This window comes from Rosettibacter sp. KY25, assembly GCF_057554405.1.
The window spans coordinates 59,466-78,867 of sequence record NZ_BAAJAO010000011.1 but is presented as its reverse complement, the minus strand read 5'-3'; the positions used below and the strand labels follow the sequence as shown (position 1 = coordinate 78,867).

Here is a 19,402-nt window from a genome sequence, read left to right as displayed (position 1 = left end):
TTAAAATAATTGTAATAAAATACATGAACAAGGAAGGAATCAAATTTATTTACTTTCTTCAAAGTCAATCAATTTACCATCTTTAAAAAAGAAAGTAATTTTTCCATAATACCATTGAGTGAATGTTCCCCACTTTTGAACATTCTTATCAATCTTATCAGGTTTACCCCAGCCAGCAAGCAGCATTTTCTCGGTCATTCCCTTCCATACTTGTTTGTTATAAACTCTTGTTCCGTTTTCTCTTCCAAATTTTTTTATATAAAGTTCTTCAATTTCTTTATTTGCAGAATTAATTTTTTCCTCAAGAGCATTTGAAAAATTTTTCAGGCTGTCAATTTCTTTTAGAAGAGATTTTTTTTCAATCAATAGTTTTGAATTTTGATTCAGCAGAGAATCCTTTTCAGATTGATAATCTTTAGAATTTAATTTTGCCTGTCCAAACAAAAATGAATAACTAACCAGCAATAAGATTAAAAGTTTTTTCATAGCTTCTTAAATTTAATTAATAAAAAATCCTGCCAAAGGGCAGGATTGTAAGTAGTGAGAAATATTTATAGAACCATTTTGTTTATTGATACACTGCAAATATAAATTGAACAATATAAAAATGCCAAATTTTGCATTGGATTATTTCCAGCTCAAACTTAATTTCAATGAAAGAGATGAAAAACAGAAATTTAGTAATTCCTTGAAGTTTGGATTCATAGTCTTTATATTTACAACCCAAAATTTTGTAAGGCGAGGTAGCTCAGCTGGTTAGAGCAGTGGAATCATAATCCACGTGTCGGGGGTTCGAATCCCTCCCTCGCTACATCTAAAACGGAGATTAAGATGTATACTTTGTTAGTTATACTTGCACTTATTATTTCATTTTTATTGATAATAGTTGTATTGCTGCAATCAAGTAAAGGCAGCGGGCTTGCAGGTACTTTTGGAGGAAGTCAGTTTGGAACTGTATTCGGAACAAGAAGAACAGCTGATTTTCTTAGCAAAGCAACATGGTGGCTTGCTGGTGCACTGATTGTTTTATCAATCTTAATTAATTTATTCTTTTTACCAGGAAAAACTTCTGTAGAACAAAGAGAAAGTGTAATTCAGGGAAAAGGACAACCAACTGTTCCTACTACACCTGTTTTACCACAACAAACATCTCAACCAAATAAATAATTTAAATTGGCTGATTGTTAGTCAATCAGCCTTGATTATAAAAAATGATAAAGTTACACTTCACATTCACTTCTCAATCAATCAAACAAAATGAAAAAACCAATTAGACCAGTAAAAGCATATAAGAATATCGAATTCCTTAACTCTGCTGACGCCAGAACAATAAGAATTTTATCAGAATATTACGAACCAAAGTCCCGTTTTGAAAAATATAAAATTGTTGATACTATAGTTTTTTTTGGATCAGCAAGATTAATTTCAAGAAAAGATGCATTAAAACTTGTTAATCAAGCTAAAAAAGGAAAAGGAACAGCAGCAAAAAAGAAATTTGACAAAGCAGTAAAACTGCTTGAAATGTCAAGATACTATGAAGATGCTGTTGAACTATCCAGAAGATTAACAGAATGGTCGATGAAACTTGATGGCAACGGGAATAGATTTATTATTTGTACTGGAGGCGGGCCTGGCATAATGGAAGCAGCTAATAAAGGAGCTTACCTTGCAGGAGGTCATTCAATTGGTTTTAATATCAGCATTCCTTACGAACAATATGTTAATAAATATGTAGACCCTAAACTTGCATTTGAATTTCATTACTTCTTTATGCGAAAACTCTGGTTTGTTTATTTAGCAAAAGCTCTGATTGTGTTTCCTGGTGGCTTTGGCACAATGGATGAACTCATGGAAGTTCTAACATTAGTTCAAACGAAGAAAGTAGTTAAGAAAATGAAAATTATTATTTATGATGAAGCTTACTGGCGCAAGATTATAAATTTTGATGCTCTGATAGAACATGGAACAATCAGCAAAGAAGATATGAAATTATTTGACTTCTGTAACTCAATTGATGAAGCATTTGAAAAGATTACTGAACATTTCAAAAAGTATTTTTTAAATAAAAAAACCCGTCAATGACGGGCTTTAAGAGATAGGCTCAAGCTTTTTTGTCTTTTAAGGCTTGTTCTCGAGAAGCTCTTCGTTTTGCTTTAATTAAATCCATTCTTTTTTCAATTGAAGGCTTTACATAGAATGTTCTTTTCTTAAATTCCTTAAGAATACCGGAACGCTCGTATTTTTTCTTAAAGCGTTTTAGAGCTTTGTCGATACTCTCGTTCTCTTGAACGGTTATTCCTACCACTACTTATCACCTGCCTTTTTTAGTTTTTAAATTTTTGCGCCGTAAACTTAATCAACTAAAATTTAATTGTCAATTTCTTCATTTTCAGGAGTAATAACCAGAACTGGACATTTAGCATATCTAATTACTTTTTCTGCAACGCTTCCTAAAAGTGTATGAAGAATTCCGGTTCTGCCATGAGTTGCAATTACAATTAAAGCTTTTTCAACCTCTTTGGAATATTTTACAATCTCTTCATAATCAATTCCTTTTCGGCAGACCTCAATAATTTCAACATTGGAATCATTTCTTAATTTTTTTGCTGCTTCGCTTAATTGCCTTTTTGCCTCATCTTCCATATCCTTCATAATTTCTTCTTCTGAAACATCAACTGAACGCAATGCTAAAAATGGTGGAGCTTTTTCGAGTACATAAATAAGATGAATTTTTGCATTAATTTGTTCTGCCAGTTCTCTCGCATAATCAAATGCGGAGAAAGATAAATCACTAAAATCTGTTGGAACAATAATATTTTTAATATCGAACATAAATTCCCTTGTTAATTTTTGTCAAAGTCTTTATTGCTAATTTTTCTAATCTTTCTCGATGAAATATAACCCTTATCTTTTGCATAATCATAAAGTTGAGAATAAAGCATTTTTCTTGCTCGATGTAAACGAGAACGAACCGTACCTACAGGAATATCAACAAAATCTGCAATCTCTTCATAAGTAAATCCTTCAATATCACTAAGAATAATAACTGTTCTAAAATCTTCTGGAAGTTCGCTTATTGCTTTTGAAACCTCATCATCTAATGTTTTGCTAAATGCATCTTCCTCGTAATGGTCATATTCAACTTCATCTGATTTAATTGTTTCATAGAAATTCTGAACATCTTCGTAATCAACTTTATTTGGTTCTCTTACCTGTTTTCTGTAATCATTAATAAAAGAATTTTTCATAATTCTGAATAGCCATGCTTTGCAGTTAGTTCCTTTTTCAAACTTATCAAAAAATCTAAAAGCTTTGAGATAAGTTTCCTGGACAAGGTCATCGGCATCTTCTTCGTCTCCTGTTAATCTCAGAGCAAAATTGTATAATGCATTCATGTGGGGCAGCGCTTCTTTCTCAAATTCTTCGTAACGCTCTTTTAGATTTTCATTCGTTATTTCATTTTCTAACTGCTGCATTTATGCTTTCAAACAATTTTCTGTGTTGTAAATTTAATGAATCACAAGACCATTTAATATTCTATTTTTTGAATCATTCAGAACTTGAAAGAATCCATTAATAATAATGTAAATTTTATTGTTCTCTTTTGTTACCAATAAATTTGCATATTCATCTACAGCTAATTGAGGCTTATAATTTCTATATGTAAGAAAATTAATTGGAAAATCAGTGTATTCTTTTTCAAAATTATGTTCAGATTGAAATATAAATCCATATCCTTCATTATGCAGCTGGTTAAACTCTATATTGTATGGTTTTGTTCTCACATTATTCAAAAATATTTTAGGAATTTTTACTTCATAACCGCTCAGGTCATATTCCTCAATTCCATAATAAATTGATAAATCTCCAATTTCCTTAATCTTTCCTGCATAATAAAATCGATTTGATTGACTGTCAAATTTTCTTTCTCTTAAAATTCCTATATCTACTTTAAATGTTTGATTGTTTTTTGTAATGAACAAATTTCTTAAAAGCAAATCAAAAAGCAGAGTATTGTTTTCAGGGATTAAAAAATATTCATCAATGTTCTTTTCTTTGTAATCTTCATTTGCTATTGAATTAAAAGCAGAAAGAAGAGAAATAAAATTCAATTTTCTGATTTTCGATTTTTCATAATCCCCAATTAAAAATCCTGATTCAATCAGAATTGAACTTATACCTGTTTTTATAAAATTATCTCCAAAAGCACGCGGTTCAAAATCGTCGTCATATCTTGCAATATTTTGTGGAATAAAATTGTTAAGAGTTTCTTTAATTTTCAGAATTACTTGCATACTTTTTTTTCGTGTTTCAGTTATACTTTTTTCAAAATCCGATGGTGGTGCAAGCATTGATATTGCTGCAGTATTAAAAGTTCTTCCAGCTGTATAATAACTATTCTGATCATGTAGATTAAATGCAAACTCTGGTTTTATTTTTTCAGCAAGATTCCACAAAATTTTTGATTCATGTGCTTCGATTCTTAATGCATCTCGATTTAAATCTATATTCAATGAATTTTCTCTCTGAAATTTTTCAGCTCCATCTGGATTGAGCATGGGCACAAAATATATTTTTAATTTATTGAAGATATTTTTTCTAAAATCATTATAAATGTCATCCTCCAAAAAAAATTTTATTAAATCAAATATTGCTGCTGTTGCAGTTGGTTCATCACCATGCATTTGACTCCATGCAAGTATTTTTATATTTCCTCTTCCTACAGATAAAGAATAAATTTCTCTTCCTTCAATTGAATTACCAATTAATTCAATGTCAAATAGATTTTTCCCATTAAGTTCATCAATAATATTTTTAACCTGAGAATGCTTAATCAATGGAAGCGATATTCTTTCTTCCTGATATTTTTCATAATTGTCAAAAATTGTTTTATAAATCATGATTTACCAAGTTAATTGATTTTTATACCTGTTTGATGCAAATTTAATCTGCAACTTATAATTATTAAAGTATAATTAAAAATAAAGGGAAATCTATGGCAACAGATACATTAAAAATTGGTTCACCTGCACCTAATTTCAATTTGCCTGCAGTGGACGGGAATACATATTCATTAGATTCATTCAAAGATAAAGATGCATTAATTGTTATTTTCAGTTGCAATCATTGTCCATATGTCCGTGCTTATGAAGACAGAATAATTCAAATACAAAATGATTATAAAGATAAACTGCAAATTGTAGCAATTAACTCAAACGATACAACAAACTATCCAGAAGATTCATTTGAAGAAATGATAAAAAGAGCAAAGGAAAAAAATTTTAATTTTCCTTATCTGAGAGATGAAACACAGGAAGTTGCTAAAGCTTATGGAGCCACTCACACTCCAGAAATATTTTTATTCGACAAAGAGCGCAAACTTGCTTTTCATGGAAAAATTGATGATAACTGGCAGGAACCTTCCAAAGTCAAAACACCATATTTAAGAAATGCAATTGAAGAACTGCTGGCTAATAAGCCAATTTCTGTTCCCGAAACTTTTACTATTGGCTGCACTATAAAATGGAAAAACTGATTTAATTGTGTCAGCGTTTTCAAGTTACAATTTCGCCAAAGTTATCTTCATATTTTTCTAATTCCTTTAATGGATTTGGCGAAATTGCAAAACAATAAAGCGGATAAAGTTGAGTAATCATTTTAATTGTTTCCAAAATTATCTCATCAGAAAACAAAACTTTATCCGCTACTTTTTTATTTCTTTCAAGAAGAATGAAATCGATACTTTCTAAAAAAGAAAGATGTTTTTTGGCATTAAATTTTTTTATCAATAATTCAGAATTATTTTCAAGGTCTGAAAGTGAATAATTATCATCAATTTTATATTTGCTGCACACTTCAATTATTTCTTTCCTAAATTTTGAAAGATTTTGACTGAAGTATAAGTTATCTCCTTTTTTCTTATTGATAAACATTCCCATTACAAAACTTTTCGAATCAAAATAAAGATAAAATTCGCTGTCCAACTTAAATCTTCCAAAATGAATTAATAAAAAAGTTCGATAAGGTTCTCCTTTAGCAAATCTCATATCTTTATTGAGCCGCATAATTGTTTCATTAAATTTTGGTTCTGAACGGATTGCAGGATTAAGTCGGTTTAGAAAAGGAGCTATTTCAGTTATAAAAGCTTTTGCAGGTTCAATTAAAAATTTCTGATAACGATTTTTATTTTGATGAAACCAGTTTACATTATTATTCTTTTCTAAATCTTTAAAGAATTGAAAAATTTCTTTATTGAATCCGGTGAATTTATTATTAATCTCTTTCAATACATTATTCCAAGATTAAGTGTTAAATAAAAATGTCCAAAATTTTTTCTGAATTTATTTGTCATATTCTCAACGCCTTTATCAAACAGATGAACATAATAATAGCGTGCATTGACCCCTGCTAAATTTCGTTTATTGATTCCAAAGTTAGCTCCCAATCCAATATAACCGCCAACAGCATAATGCATTTTTGCTTTTCCGAATGAAGAGAAAAATTCTTCATTATATGGTGTTGAAACTACAAATGTGGGTCCAACTCCAGCATTAATGTATGGACGAAGGTTATCGGTTAAAACATTATAAAATAATCTATACTGTAAACCAAAATTTAATGGAATCAGAAAAACTCGATTTTCTTTCCCAAGTACAAAAGTATTTCCATACCAATCTACATATTCTACTTCTCTTTCATCTTTTGATTCAGAGAAAGATATATCTGCAAATCCAGTAATCACAGGAGTAAAATTTTTATGAATGAAAGCGCCCAATCCAAAACCACCTTCGCCAAACATCAAATCAACACCCCAGCTGTGCTCTGGAAAAACTTCGGGCTGTTTTTCTGGTGCCAATTCTCCAATTCTTTGTGCACCGACATTAATTGTAAAAATCATTACAAATAATAAAGCTAATCTTTTCATATTTTCATTCCTTCTGCTAACCTTGTTATTAAAATTATATTTTATATATTAAAAATCAATAAAGTAACAATGTTTACGAACTTCTTACAATCAAATAAAAGAAAGGTTCTTTATGGCTGTAAATCTCGAATTAAAAATTAAAATTGATTCTCCAAAAGACTACGAACGAAAGCTGAAATTAAACGGAGCAAAATTTATTGATGTAATCAAACAAAAAGATATTTATTACAAAATTAACAAAGGTTTGCTTAAGCTAAGAAAAGAAAAAGATAATTTTTACCTGATAAAATATTTAAGGGATGAATCAGGAAAAAGATGGAGCAATTATGAAATACTCGAACTTAAGGGAAATAATCCTGAAAAATATCTTTCAGAAATTTTCAAAGTAGAATGCATAGTTGAAAAATCAAGGAAACTTTATCTTTATGGGAACACACGAATTCATCTTGATAATGTTAAAAATCTTGGCTGGTTTTTAGAATTAGAATCTGTTGTTGTGAAAAATAAAAAATCTGCTTCGAATGAATTTCAAGAAGTTGTATATTTTCTTGACATTGATTTATCAAAGCAAATAAGAAAATCTTATAGAAATTTATTGTCAAAATGATACTGACAAAATCAAATATCGAAAAAGTTGATTTGGATTTTTTAATTAATGAAAAGATAAAAAACAACAGAGTAAATGAATTATTAATTATTGTTCCAACCAATCGCAAGGTTAGAAATCTTAAGAAAGAAATTATTTCTTTAATGCCAAACCGCGCTGCACTTGAATTGAATATTGAAACACTTGGGACAATATCAACAAAAATATTAAACAGGATTCAACCATTTCGACAATTGAGCGAAGCCGCATCAATAATTTTTATTAAACAAAGTTTTGCAGAAATCAAACCAAAATATTTTTCGGTTTATAAAAATGAGATTCCATTCGGCACACTTGACAGAATTAAAAATGTCATTTCCGAATACAAAAGACACGGTATTACACCTGAACATTTAAGAGAAGAAGCTGCAAAGCTTGAAAGGTCAGAAAAACTGAAAGCACTTGACATTGCAGATATTTATGAAAAATATCTTCACAAATGCTTCAGCACTAATGCTTATGAAATTGGAGATGTTTACAAACTTCTACTGGAGTTAAAGGAAAAAGAATTCGAAGAAAGCTTTTCATCAATTTATTCAGATGTAAATTTAATTGTGATTAATGGTTTTAATGAATTTACTAATCCTGAAATAAAAATAATAAACAGATTATCTCTGATAGAAAAAACAGAATTATTTATAAATTTTGATTATAACCAAAAAAATAAATTTATCTTCTCTCATCTTGACAGCTGCTTCAATCAACTTTTAAACTGCGGCTTCAAAACGATTAATGATACTGCAGAAGTTAACCTGCCTAAATTCAGATTGGCAATTAGAAATGAATTATTCAAATATTACGAGAAAGAAAAGAAGTACAATTATAAAGACCGCGTTTATAAATTTTCGGCGTATGACAGAGAAAGTGAAGTTGAAAAAATTGCAAAAATTATAAAGAGCTTAATAACAGATGAGAAAGTTGAGCCAGACAAAATTTGTGTTGCATTTAATTTAATTCAAAATTATTCTTCAATTGTCAGAGATATTTTTTCAAAAAATGGGATTCCTTTTAATCTTACCGATAGAATTCCTCTTGACAATTCAAATCCTGTAAAAGCAATAATAAACTTTTTAGAAATTGCAGAGAACGAATATTATTATCAAAATATTTTCAGAGCATTGAGCAGCGGTTATATAAAAACTGACAATGTTGATTTATTCAATCTTTATAAAGTTTCATCTGAATTGAAAATCGTATCCGGAAAAGAAAATTGGATTAATATCATTAATGAATCAATTGAAAATATCAAACTTAATTTTGAAGAGGATGCAGAAAATAAAGAAGATAAAATTTCATCATATCAAAGAGCATTGAGTGACATAAAGTCGCTAATAAATTTACTTGCCCCATTCGAAGAAAAACAAACTATAAATAGATTTAAGGAAAATCTTTTCGATTTTGTCAACAAATCTTTTTTGCCATACAAACTGCTTTCCATTAAACATAATCAGGAAGAAAATATTCGTGGTTTTAATAAGTTTATTGAAACTATAAGCGAAATTTTCGATTTGCTTGAAGAAGAAAGAGGCAGCAATGAACTTTATGGAATTCACTTTTTTATGGACCAATTAAGAACTGCATGCAGCTGGGCAAGATTTAATATAAAAGAAAAATCAAATTATGGTGTTTTAATTACAAATCTGGAAGAAATCCGCGGATTAAATTTTGACTACTTATTCATCGGTGGGTTATGTGATGGCGATTTACCTACAAGATATACACCAGAAATTTTTTCATCAGGAAAATTTCGAAAGCAGGCAGCAGTTCATCAAACTGAGGAAAGAAACCTTTTTTATCAAGCATTAAATTGCTGGAATAAAAAATTATTTCTTAGTTATCCTTTAGCAGAGAATAGTAAAGAAACCGTTGTTTCAACTTTTCTTAAAGAGTTCGAAAAAATATTTCTGATTTCTGAAATAAAAGAAGAAGAATTTTCTAATAAAATATTTTCATTAGAAGAATTAAACATTTATGCAGGAAAAAATTATGACAATTCAGAATTGCTGAACACTCTCAACTTCAACACACAACAGCTCATAAAATCAATCAAAGTAGAAAAAGAGCGAGAAGAAAATATTTTTTCTGAATCAATTTATAATGGAACATTAGTTACTAAAGATAATATTGAAGAAGCATCATTCATTAAAGAAAAATTGAATTCATTTATTGAAAAACAATATTCAATTTCTCAGCTTGAAACTTATGCTAAATGCCCTTTCAAATTTTTCATGGAAAGAATTATTGGCATTAAAGTAATTGAAGAACCAACTGAGGACATTGAGGCGATTGAACTCGGAAATATACTTCACTCAATTCTATATGAATTTTACACAAGAATAAATGAAGAAAAAATTGACATTAAAAACAGGGACAAAAAAATTCAAGAAGAAATAAAAAAGTTAATGCTTGAAATTGCCGAGAAGAAAATATCAAATTCATTTTTCAAAGCTCCTTTAACATTTTATGAAAAAGAAAAGCTTACAGGAATTGATGGTAACTTTGATAATTCAATACTTGGAAAATTCATCGAATATGAAGCAGCATCAGATGATAATTATAAGCCAATGTTTTTTGAAGTAAGATTTGGTGCTCTTAAAGAAGAAGAATCGGACAAAACACTAAGTAGTTCAGAACCAATTCAAATTGATGGATTAAAACTGCGAGGAAAGATTGACAGAATTGAGTTATCAAATTGTGACGACACTTTCAACATTGTAGATTACAAGTTAGGTGGGAAAAAACCAGCCACAAAAGAACTGAAAGATGGATTATCATTGCAGCTTCCTGTGTATCTTTTTGCAGCTCAAAATCTTCTTGAAAAAAAATTTGGGAAAAAGTTCAGTCCAAATGAAATGATTATTTATTCATTGAAATATTCCAAAAACGATTTTGGCAAACAAAAGGTATCCTTAATTAAAAGAAAAGATGATGAAATAACTAACATTGATGAATTAATTAACAACACAATTAATCATATCAAAAATTATGTGGAATTAATTTCAAAAGGGAAATTTAACTTATCGCCACATGAAAACAGGGAAAATCTAATTTGCAGATTCTGTCAGTTCAAACCTATCTGCAGAATTCAAACAACAATTTGAATAAAAGTCAAGAACAGTAAACAAGAAATTTTACCTTTCTTGAAAACCACAAAATGCTTTTATAACTTACGCCCAAAAATTATATAAATTTATATGATGGACTTGATGCGAATACTTGTAATAATGTCGATTATTTTATGTTATCTGCAAGCTTGGAGATATCGTAAGCATGAAATGTTTTATTACTTTTTCATACTTGCAGTTGCCGACCCAATTCTAATTATCAGATCTTTATTGCTGCATAACAATAATATTTGGAATCAATACTATACAATAATGAATCTATTCCTAATCTTTTCACTTCCCAAATTGAACACAAAATATAAAATTGGAATCCTTATTGGAATTATTATTTATTTCTTCTTAGATCCACAAGAGTTAAAAGTTTTCATGGTGTTTAATATACTTCAGCTATTTATAACAGGTTATTTTATAAATGTAATTCTGAACGATATTTTGAATAAAAAAGAAGTCAAATATTACTTATTAATTCTTGTTATTTACAACTCGATATTTATTATTTCCCGTTACATTTATTACACTGATATTGTATTGCATCTCAAACTATATAATTACAGGTTAATGCTGGTTAATTCTCTAGTTCTTCTTAATACAATAATAGGTCCCGAAAAAGCTTTTGTAATAAAAAGCAAACTAATTGAAAAGCTTATTAGAAAAAGAAAAGTTGTGGTATATGGCAATGGAGAAAATATCTTTAGTATTGATGATTTAAAAAAGTATGGCTTAACAGAAAGAGAAATTGAAGTACTTAAACTTATTAGCAGAGGCTATACCTCAAAAGAAATTGCCGAACAGCTTTTCTTATCTAAAAAGACAATTGACTATTACCGAAGCAATATTAAAGCAAAATTAAATCTTTCCAAAAAATCCGAAATAATTCATTTTCTAAAAGAAAAAAATCTTTTCTCGGAACCTACTGAAGTTTATCATACAAAATGATAATTCTAATCAACCTAAGCTAAAAGCAAAAAAATTTGTCAAGTTTTTAATGAAATTTTTTTGACTTTTTACTTCAATTTCCCCTCAATTAGTATTTTTTTAGTATTTTTTTTGATTTAATTAGTATAAAATCCTAATGCGCAAGTGAATTTCATTGATTAATTTTGCACCCAAGTTTTGAGGGCACCAATTGACCGGTCGAAAGCTTTGCAAGTAGACCGGTCTTTAATTGGTTAATTTATAAATATCCAGTATTATGAATAATTCTTTTAAGAACTTCCAATTGTTAAAATTTATTTATAAGTATATAAAACTTTTTAATATAAGTGGTTCAATTTTTTATTGGTCGGTAATTTTATTTTTGTTTTATCAAAGCATTTCTAATCTGATTAGTCCTCAGAATTTTATTTATTCGTTAAAAAATCTATTACCTCTAAATGAAAATATTCTAATATTAATTTCGATTTCACTTCAATTGCTTCAAACTGCCTTAGCATTAATGCTTATTTTAAAATTACACTTAAAAGCATCTTTAATAACAGTAATAATCTCACTTAGCCTGATAAGTTTCATTTATTTTTGTAATTCTGTTGAAATCATCCCCGTCATTGAATTTTTTCCTAAAATTATCATAATTAATCAAGAAGGAGTAATTAAATCACTGTTCAACATTTTGTTCTTCATCACAGCATTGATACTTTCAAGAATTATAAACAGCCAAAATTATTAGCTCTTTCTTAATTTTATTGCAAAGTAAATAAAACTAATGATGATTAATAATTCACCAGCCAAGAAAAATTCCCAAAGAAATTCTACGGGAGAATATGAATTAATTCGTGATTGAAAGTTCCACATAAATGAAAATAGAATTAGAGCAGCACCCAGAACAGCTCCAACGATACTTATTTTATTAGTTCTTAATAAAAATCCTTTTTGTTGTAAATAAATACTTATAAACGAGAAGAGAATCATACTTATTGAAATAACTACAGGGGCATAAAGTGGTGCAATCCACGGAACAGGAATTAAAAATAACAAATCATCTGTTGACAAAGATGGAGGCCAGTTCAAAAATATTTTAAGCCACACATAATAAAATATATCCCAAACACCAAAAGTATAAATGAAGTAGAAAAATCTTTCGAGAAATGATTTACCACACAAATAAGAAATACTTAACAGCATAACTATCGTTGAGAATTCACGGAGGATTTCTATTAACAAAATTTTATTTGAAATTAATTTTAATGGAAATGAAAAACCTTCTGGATAGTAAAGTTCTCTTAAATAAACCACAACTGCTGCTTCTATATTTGCCATTGCAGCAGCATAAATGAATAGCAAAATAAATTTAACAATTGGTTTCATTGTACCCCCTTCTAAAATAATAGTTGAAAACTTCGCATATAATTTTTATTTTTTCGATGCCACTGCGAGGTAGTGGCAATTTTTTTTGACTATAAAGCGAAATCTAATTTCGCTTTTTTTAGCAACAAATAAGGAGTGATGAAAGTGTCGAACTTTGTTTATCTAAGTAAAGAACGAATTAGAGAACTCGAAAAAGAATTAGCAGAACTCAAAAATAATGGTCGCAAAAAAATGGCAGAACGAATTGCCGAAGCAAGAGCACACGGCGACCTTTCTGAAAATGCAGAATATGATGCTGCAAAAGAAGAACAAGGATTACTCGAGTTAAAAATTAGCAAACTCGAAGACCTTCTTTCAAGAGCAAGAATTATAGATACTTCAAATATGCCAAAAGACCAAGCTCATATTTTATCTAAAGTGAAAGTAAAAAATCTGAACAATAATAAAATTTATGAATACATTCTTGTATCTCCTGAAGAAGCAGATTTGGAGAAAGGAAAAATTTCCATTACTTCACCTGTAGGACAAGCATTAATGGGAGTAAAAGTGGGCCAAACTGTGGAAGCTAAAGTTCCTGCAGGCATTATAAAATTTGAAGTTCTCGGGATTGAGTAAATTGTTAGATGAATCTTACATACAAATTACATTAGAGCTTGCAAAGAAAGGGAAAGGTAAGGTTAGTCCAACTCCTTTAGTTGGTGCTTTACTTGTTAAGAACGACAAAATTATAGGCGCTGCATATAGAAGTTCTCCAGATGAAATTAGCACAGAACTTTTAGCTTTAAATAATTCTAAAGAAAATCCTGAAGGTTCTACTCTTTACACAAATTTAGAACCCTGCACTTTATCAACAGACAAGCAGGATTGCATTGATACCATAATTAAATCCAAAATAAAAAAAATTGTAATTGGCACATTAAATCCTCATCCTGAACATAATGGTCAGTCAGTAAAAAAATTTAAAAAGGCAGGTCTGGAAGTTAAAACCGGCTTGCTTGAGAAAGAATGCATTGATATAAACAAATTTTATTTCAAATATTGTACTAAGTCGTTACCTTATGTTACACTTAAAATGGCAATAACAATTGATGGAAAAATTGCAGATAGTAGCGGCAATTCAAAATGGTTGACTTCAGTTGAATCAAGAAGTCTAGTGCACGAACTTCGTTCTGAATATGATGCAGTTATGGTCGGATTCAACAGTGTAAAAATTGACAACCCAGAGTTAACTGTAAGATTGGTAGAAGGCAGAAATCCCAAAAGAATTATACTTGATACCAATCTTCAGCTAAGTACGAATTCAAATCTTTTCAAAAAAAATTCAGATAAAAATTTGATTATTCTTACTTCAGTAAAAAATAAAAACAAAAAAAGAAAAATAGAGACATACAAAAAGAAGGACATCGAAATAATTTTTGTGCCTGAACAAAGAAATGGGAAAATTGATTTATCCAAAGCATTATCTATTCTTGCAGAAAGAAAAATTTTATCCATTCTTGTTGAAGGGGGCAGTAAAGTTTTCACAAGTTTTATAAAACAAAAACTTGAAGATGAGGTATTAATATTTTTATCTCCAAAAATTTTAGGGAACGGATTACCTCTGTGTTCAAATTTAGGAATAAAAAGTTTATCGAAGGCTATTAATTATACGATAAAAGAAGTAGATAAAATTGGTGATGATGCGCTGATTAAATTTGTCAGAAGATAATTGGGGCTTTTCCTGCATAGATGAAAAAATTAGAACAAAAAATTATAAACTTCGTTAATCAATATAATTTGATTGAAAAAAATGATAAGCTGTTGATTGCTTTCAGCGGCGGACCCGATTCAACTTTTGCACTCCATTTCTTAAATAAATTCAAAAAGAAATATAAAATAGAAATTGCTGCGATTCATTTTAACCATCAGCTAAGAGGTAAAGAATCAGATGATGATGAAAAATTTTGTTATGAATTCTGTCAATCTTTAAAGATTCCTCTTTTCTCATTCAAGCTGAATGTAAAAGAATATGCTGAGGAAAATAAATTATCAATTGAAGAAGCTGCAAGAATACTTCGTTATAACATTCTTGAAAATTTCTCTAAGGAAAACAAATTTAATAAAATTGTTACGGCTCATAATTTATCTGACAATACTGAAACTGTATTGATGAATCTTTTTAGTGGAACTGGATATTCAGGTTTATCAGGAATCCCGATAAAACGCGGAAAAATTATTCGCCCCTTTCTTTGCATATCAAAAGAAGAAATTTTAGAATATCTAAACAATCACAATATTAGCTATCGAATTGATTCTTCTAATCTTCAAGATGATTTCAAAAGAAATTTCATTCGTAATAAAATTCTTCCTCTAATTAGAGAAAGCATTAACCTTAGAGTTGATGATGCAGTATTTCGTTCTTCTAAAATTTTAGAGGATTTTTCTTCTATTATTGATAATTATATAAATGAATTAATTACAAAACATGTTCGAATCTCGCAGGATAATGTTTTAATCAAATCATCAGCAAAAAAAATTGAAGATGGAATTTTTGGTGAACTAATCAAAAAACTTTTGAAAGATAATTTTAATCATCAGATTGAATTCCAAGACATACATAAAATAAAATCACTATTTGAAAAACAAAAAGGAAGAAAAATTTTTCTCTCAAAAAACTTAATTGTTTTTCGAGAAAAAAATGGAATTAAAATTTTTTCTGAAAAGGAAGAAAAAAATTCAATAATAAAAATAAAGATTGGAGAAAGTGCTTCGTTCAACAGCAAGATTTTAAAAATTGAAGAAGTTCATAAAAGCCATATTAAATTTGGCAAATCAAAAAATATTGAATACATTTCTGCTGATGACTTAAGTGACACATTTGTTTTAAGAAAATGGCAGCCGGGCGATAAATTTGTTCCTCTTGGAATGAAAAAACCCAAAAAAATTTCTGATTTTTTAACCGATGCAAAAATTAAATCTTCAGAAAAAAAAGATAAATTTGTTCTTACGAATAACAATTTTATTGTCTGGCTTGTCGGTTTAAGAATTGATGACAGATTTAAAATTACTTCACAAACAAAAAGGATATTAAAACTGTGGATAAAATAGGCACACAAAATCCTGATGAATTATGGATTGGAACAGAAAAGTTTGTTCCTTTCATAACTGAAGAACAAATTCAGAAAAGAGTTGCAGAATTAGGCAAAGAAATTTCAAATGACTACAAAGCCAAACTCCCAATTTTTATTGGTGTTCTCAATGGCTCGTTTATGTTTATGGCAGATTTAATGAAGCATATAACTATCAACTGCGAAGTTGATTTTTTCAAACTCTCAAGCTACGGCGATGCCAAAATAAGTTCAGGAAAAGTTAAATTAGTAAAAGATTTGAATGCAGATATTACAGATAGACATCTGATTATTGTTGAAGACATTGTAGATACAGGTCTATCAATCAAGTATATCGAAAATTTAATTGAAGAACATAAACCTGCCAGCATGAAAGTGGTATCACTTCTGGTGAAAGAAGATAGTATAAAATATGATGTTAAAATTGATTATATTGGATTTAGAATTCAGAATAAATTTGTTATTGGATATGGACTTGACTATGCTCAAAAATATAGAAACTTAAAATCCATATATGTATTAAGTGAATAAAAGGAAGGTGAAATTTTAATTTATGGCAAACAACGAGAATCGACATAAAAACAACAAATCAAAACAGCCTTTTGGAAATGGTTCTCAAAAACCAGAAGGTGATTTTGATTGGTCGAAAATAATTAAAAGTGTTATAAGCTGGGGAACTGTAATCATTGCAGCAGTTATTATAATGCAATTTATGAAATCTGGTTCTCCCAATGTTGTAGATGTTCCATACGATGTTTATGAAAAATTCCTTGAAAGCGGAAAAATAGCAAGTGCAAAAATTGTAAAAACAGATGTAAATGATTACAGATTCGAAGGGAAACTAATTCAAAAAGAAAAAATCTTTTTGAATGGTGCTTTTATAGATGTTCAAAATTTCAGCGTAACTCTTATAGAACCAGTCCTTCAGGATCAAGTTAAAATCTGGAAAGAAAAAAATATTAAGTTCACATTTGTCAAAGAATCTAACGAATGGACTTCAATTTTATTTGGACTTTTACCATGGATTATAATTTTTGGCATCTGGATTTTAATTTTCAGAAGAATGCAGGCTGGTGCTGGAGGAACAAAAGGAATATTTAATTTTGGAAAGAGCAGAGCTAAATTAATTACTGAATCAGCTGTAAAAGTTACATTTAAAGATGTTGCAGGAGCAGACGAAGCTAAATTAGAACTTCAGGAAATAATTGAATTCTTAAAAGAACCGGCCAAATTTCAAAGACTTGGTGGGAAAATACCTCGCGGGGTTTTATTGCTTGGACCTCCAGGAACAGGAAAAACACTTCTTGCCAGAGCTGTTGCAGGCGAAGCAGGTGTTCCATTCTTTTCAATATCAGGAGCTGACTTCGTAGAAATGTTTGTTGGTGTTGGTGCAAGTCGTGTACGCGACCTATTTGAACAGGGAAAGAAAAATGCACCATGCATAATTTTTATTGATGAAATTGATGCTGTTGGAAGACACCGCGGTGCTGGACTTGGCGGAGGACACGATGAAAGAGAGCAAACATTAAATCAATTGCTCGTAGAAATGGATGGCTTTGAACAAAACAGTGGTGTAATTATAATTGCTGCAACTAACCGCCCCGATGTTCTTGACCCTGCACTATTAAGACCAGGAAGATTTGACAGACAAATTGTTGTTGACCGCCCAGATGTAAAAGGTAGAGAAGGAATATTAAAAGTTCATACAAGAAAAATTCCTCTCGACTCCGACGTTGATTTAGAAGTTCTTGCAAAAGCTACTCCTGGACTTGCAGGTGCCGAATTAGCCAACATGGTTAACGAAGCAGCACTTCTTGCAGCTCGAAAAAATAAAAAGAAAGTCTCAATGGAAGATTTTGAAGAAGCTAAAGATAAAGTAATGATGGGAATGGAAAGAAAAAGTTTGATTATTTCTGAAGAAGAGAAAAAAATTACTGCCTATCACGAAATTGGTCATGTCCTTGTTGCAAAAATGCTTCCTGAGGCAGACCCAGTTCATAAAGTAACAATTATTCCACGTGGAAGAGCACTAGGTGTTACAACTTATCTCCCCGTAGATGAAAAACATACTTATTCAAAAGAATATCTTGAAGCAATGATTACTTATGCACTTGGCGGAAGAGCTGCTGAAAAAATTGTATTTAAGAGATTTACAACAGGTGCAGGAAATGATATTGAAAAAGCTACAAACATTGCACGCAAAATGGTATGCGAATGGGGTATGAGCGAAAAACTCGGTCCACTTGCATACGGCTCTAAAGAAGAAGAAATTTTCCTTGGAAGAGAAATTACAAAACATAAAGATTACAGTGAAAAGACAGCTCAAGAAATTGACGAAGAAGTTAAAAAGATTGTTATGACATGCATGGAAAGAGCAGAAAAGATTTTACAGGAAAATGTTGACTTGCTTCACAAGCTTTCAAAAGAACTACTCGAAAGAGAAATTCTTGATTCAGAAGAAATTGATAAAATTATAAAAGGAGAAGAACTTCCCCCTGTAAAACGAAATGGTTCTGGAAACAACTCTAATAAAGACCAGGAAATTCCAGAACATGTTCAAAAATTATTAGAAGAAAGAAAGAAAAAAGAATCCTCCAAAAATTCCGATAAGGCTGATGGTAGCAAGTGAACACGCAACTATTGATTATCAAAGTGAAATTCTAAGAAAAGCAATTCATCTTTGTTCTCTTTCTATTCCTGTTATTTATTATTTTATTACTAAAGAACTTGCTTTAAAAATTCTAATTCCGCTTCTCATCTTATCTCTCATAATCGATTTAGGAAGATATTATTTCAAACCAATACAGGATTTCTTTTATAATATTTTTGGTTTCCTTTTAAGAAGACATGAAAAAGACCATAAGAAAAAAAATCTGAATGGTGCTACTTATGTATTGATATCTGCTGTAATAGTTATTCTCATTTTCCCAAAAATTTTTGTTGTTACTTCATTTTCAATACTTATTATTGGAGATATTGCAGCTGCACTTGTTGGAAGAAAATTTGGGAAAAGAAAATTTTTACTAAAAAGTCTCGAAGGAACCATAGCATTCTTTCTTTTTTCCTGCATTGTAATTCTATTTACTCCCAAAGTAGAAGGAAATTTTCTTGAATTTGTAATCGGATTTATTTCTGCAGCTGTAGGTGCAATAGCAGAAAATATTTCAATTGGTTGGGCTGATGATAATCTTGTTATTCCTATTACGGTTGGAATTTCCATGTGGATTCTTTATGCAATTTTTTTCCCTCATATGCCCCTTGTTCTTCCAAATGTTCCAAACTAAGGAAACAAAAA

At 29.7% G+C, this 19,402-nt stretch carries 20 protein-coding genes and 1 tRNA gene; 13 read left to right on the top strand and 8 right to left on the bottom strand.

Annotation, left to right across the window (positions count from 1 at the left end; all coding sequences use genetic code 11):
* Positions 1–45 precede the first annotated feature (45 nt).
* Positions 46–486, bottom strand: a complete 441-nt coding sequence (locus AC27L2_RS08505) for a hypothetical protein (RefSeq protein WP_487211338.1) — start codon at positions 484–486, stop codon at positions 46–48.
* Between the two features lie 251 nt (positions 487–737).
* On the opposite strand from AC27L2_RS08505, the gene AC27L2_RS08500 reads away from it, so the two are divergent.
* From AC27L2_RS08500 to AC27L2_RS08490, 3 genes are all read left to right on the top strand, one after another.
* Positions 738–811, top strand: a tRNA-Met gene (locus tag AC27L2_RS08500).
* A gap of 20 nt (positions 812–831) precedes the next feature.
* Positions 832–1,167, top strand: coding sequence for a preprotein translocase subunit SecG (secG, locus tag AC27L2_RS08495; protein ID WP_487211337.1), 336 nt, complete (start codon positions 832–834; stop codon positions 1,165–1,167).
* 90 nt (positions 1,168–1,257) lie between these two features.
* Complete coding sequence (locus AC27L2_RS08490) at positions 1,258–2,082, top strand: LOG family protein (RefSeq protein ID WP_487211336.1); 825 nt, start codon at positions 1,258–1,260, stop codon at positions 2,080–2,082.
* Between the two features lie 19 nt (positions 2,083–2,101).
* On the opposite strand, the gene rpsU is transcribed toward AC27L2_RS08490, so the two are convergent.
* The 4 genes from rpsU to AC27L2_RS08470 all read right to left on the bottom strand — a co-directional run bounded on the left by rpsU (position 2,102) and on the right by AC27L2_RS08470 (position 4,901).
* Complete coding sequence (rpsU, locus tag AC27L2_RS08485) at positions 2,102–2,305, bottom strand: 30S ribosomal protein S21 (protein WP_353678590.1); 204 nt, start codon at positions 2,303–2,305, stop codon at positions 2,102–2,104.
* A 62-nt stretch (positions 2,306–2,367) separates the two neighbouring features.
* Positions 2,368–2,832, bottom strand: coding sequence for a universal stress protein (locus AC27L2_RS08480; RefSeq protein WP_487211335.1), 465 nt, complete (start codon positions 2,830–2,832; stop codon positions 2,368–2,370).
* A gap of 11 nt (positions 2,833–2,843) precedes the next feature.
* Entirely contained in the window at positions 2,844–3,476 is a 633-nt protein-coding gene (locus AC27L2_RS08475) for a sigma-70 family RNA polymerase sigma factor (RefSeq protein WP_487211334.1), read from the bottom strand.
* Between the two features lie 33 nt (positions 3,477–3,509).
* Positions 3,510–4,901: a M14 family zinc carboxypeptidase gene (locus AC27L2_RS08470; RefSeq protein ID WP_487211333.1), complete on the bottom strand. Its 1,392-nt coding sequence runs from the start codon at positions 4,899–4,901 to the stop codon at positions 3,510–3,512.
* A gap of 95 nt (positions 4,902–4,996) precedes the next feature.
* On the opposite strand from AC27L2_RS08470, the gene AC27L2_RS08465 reads away from it, so the two are divergent.
* Positions 4,997–5,536, top strand: a complete 540-nt coding sequence (locus tag AC27L2_RS08465) for a thioredoxin family protein (RefSeq protein WP_487211332.1) — start codon at positions 4,997–4,999, stop codon at positions 5,534–5,536.
* Between the two features lie 19 nt (positions 5,537–5,555).
* On the opposite strand, the gene AC27L2_RS08460 is transcribed toward AC27L2_RS08465, so the two are convergent.
* On the bottom strand, positions 5,556–6,287 hold the full coding sequence (locus AC27L2_RS08460; RefSeq protein ID WP_487211331.1) for a DUF2461 family protein: 732 nt from the start codon (positions 6,285–6,287) through the stop codon (positions 5,556–5,558).
* Complete coding sequence (locus AC27L2_RS08455) at positions 6,284–6,925, bottom strand: hypothetical protein (protein WP_487211330.1); 642 nt, start codon at positions 6,923–6,925, stop codon at positions 6,284–6,286. The genes AC27L2_RS08460 and AC27L2_RS08455 overlap by 4 nt, the downstream gene beginning before the upstream one ends.
* Positions 6,926–7,037: 112 nt before the next feature.
* Here AC27L2_RS08455 and AC27L2_RS08450 point away from each other — a divergent pair, with 112 nt between their 5' ends.
* From AC27L2_RS08450 to AC27L2_RS08440, 3 genes are all read left to right on the top strand, one after another.
* Positions 7,038–7,532, top strand: coding sequence for a class IV adenylate cyclase (locus AC27L2_RS08450; protein WP_487211329.1), 495 nt, complete (start codon positions 7,038–7,040; stop codon positions 7,530–7,532).
* Positions 7,529–10,672 (top strand): PD-(D/E)XK nuclease family protein, encoded by a 3,144-nt coding sequence (locus AC27L2_RS08445; protein ID WP_487211328.1) that lies wholly within the window; start codon positions 7,529–7,531, stop codon positions 10,670–10,672. Before AC27L2_RS08450 ends, AC27L2_RS08445 begins: the two co-directional genes overlap by 4 nt.
* Before the next feature lie 105 nt (positions 10,673–10,777).
* Positions 10,778–11,632 carry a response regulator transcription factor gene (locus tag AC27L2_RS08440; protein WP_487211327.1) on the top strand — a complete coding sequence of 285 codons (855 nt, stop codon included), beginning with the start codon at positions 10,778–10,780 and terminating at the stop codon, positions 11,630–11,632.
* A gap of 726 nt (positions 11,633–12,358) precedes the next feature.
* On the opposite strand, the gene AC27L2_RS08435 is transcribed toward AC27L2_RS08440, so the two are convergent.
* A complete protein-coding gene (locus AC27L2_RS08435; RefSeq protein WP_487211325.1) occupies positions 12,359–13,000 on the bottom strand; it encodes a hypothetical protein in 642 nt (213 codons plus the stop codon).
* A 144-nt stretch (positions 13,001–13,144) separates the two neighbouring features.
* On the opposite strand from AC27L2_RS08435, the gene greA reads away from it, so the two are divergent.
* The 6 genes from greA to AC27L2_RS08405 are packed head-to-tail and all read left to right on the top strand — an operon-like array spanning position 13,145 to position 19,391.
* Complete coding sequence (greA, locus tag AC27L2_RS08430) at positions 13,145–13,615, top strand: transcription elongation factor GreA (protein WP_353677336.1); 471 nt, start codon at positions 13,145–13,147, stop codon at positions 13,613–13,615.
* Entirely contained in the window at positions 13,608–14,708 is a 1,101-nt protein-coding gene (gene ribD, locus AC27L2_RS08425) for a bifunctional diaminohydroxyphosphoribosylaminopyrimidine deaminase/5-amino-6-(5-phosphoribosylamino)uracil reductase RibD (protein ID WP_487211324.1), read from the top strand. Before greA ends, ribD begins: the two co-directional genes overlap by 8 nt.
* Before the next feature lie 20 nt (positions 14,709–14,728).
* Complete coding sequence (gene tilS / locus AC27L2_RS08420) at positions 14,729–16,087, top strand: tRNA lysidine(34) synthetase TilS (protein ID WP_487211322.1); 1,359 nt, start codon at positions 14,729–14,731, stop codon at positions 16,085–16,087.
* Positions 16,075–16,638 (top strand): hypoxanthine phosphoribosyltransferase, encoded by a 564-nt coding sequence (hpt, locus tag AC27L2_RS08415; protein ID WP_487211320.1) that lies wholly within the window; start codon positions 16,075–16,077, stop codon positions 16,636–16,638. Before tilS ends, hpt begins: the two co-directional genes overlap by 13 nt.
* A 22-nt stretch (positions 16,639–16,660) precedes the next feature.
* Complete coding sequence (gene ftsH, locus AC27L2_RS08410) at positions 16,661–18,736, top strand: ATP-dependent zinc metalloprotease FtsH (protein ID WP_487211318.1); 2,076 nt, start codon at positions 16,661–16,663, stop codon at positions 18,734–18,736.
* Complete coding sequence (locus AC27L2_RS08405; protein ID WP_487211317.1) at positions 18,723–19,391, top strand: diacylglycerol/polyprenol kinase family protein; 669 nt, start codon at positions 18,723–18,725, stop codon at positions 19,389–19,391. Before ftsH ends, AC27L2_RS08405 begins: the two co-directional genes overlap by 14 nt.
* The last annotated feature ends 11 nt before the right edge of the window (positions 19,392–19,402 follow it).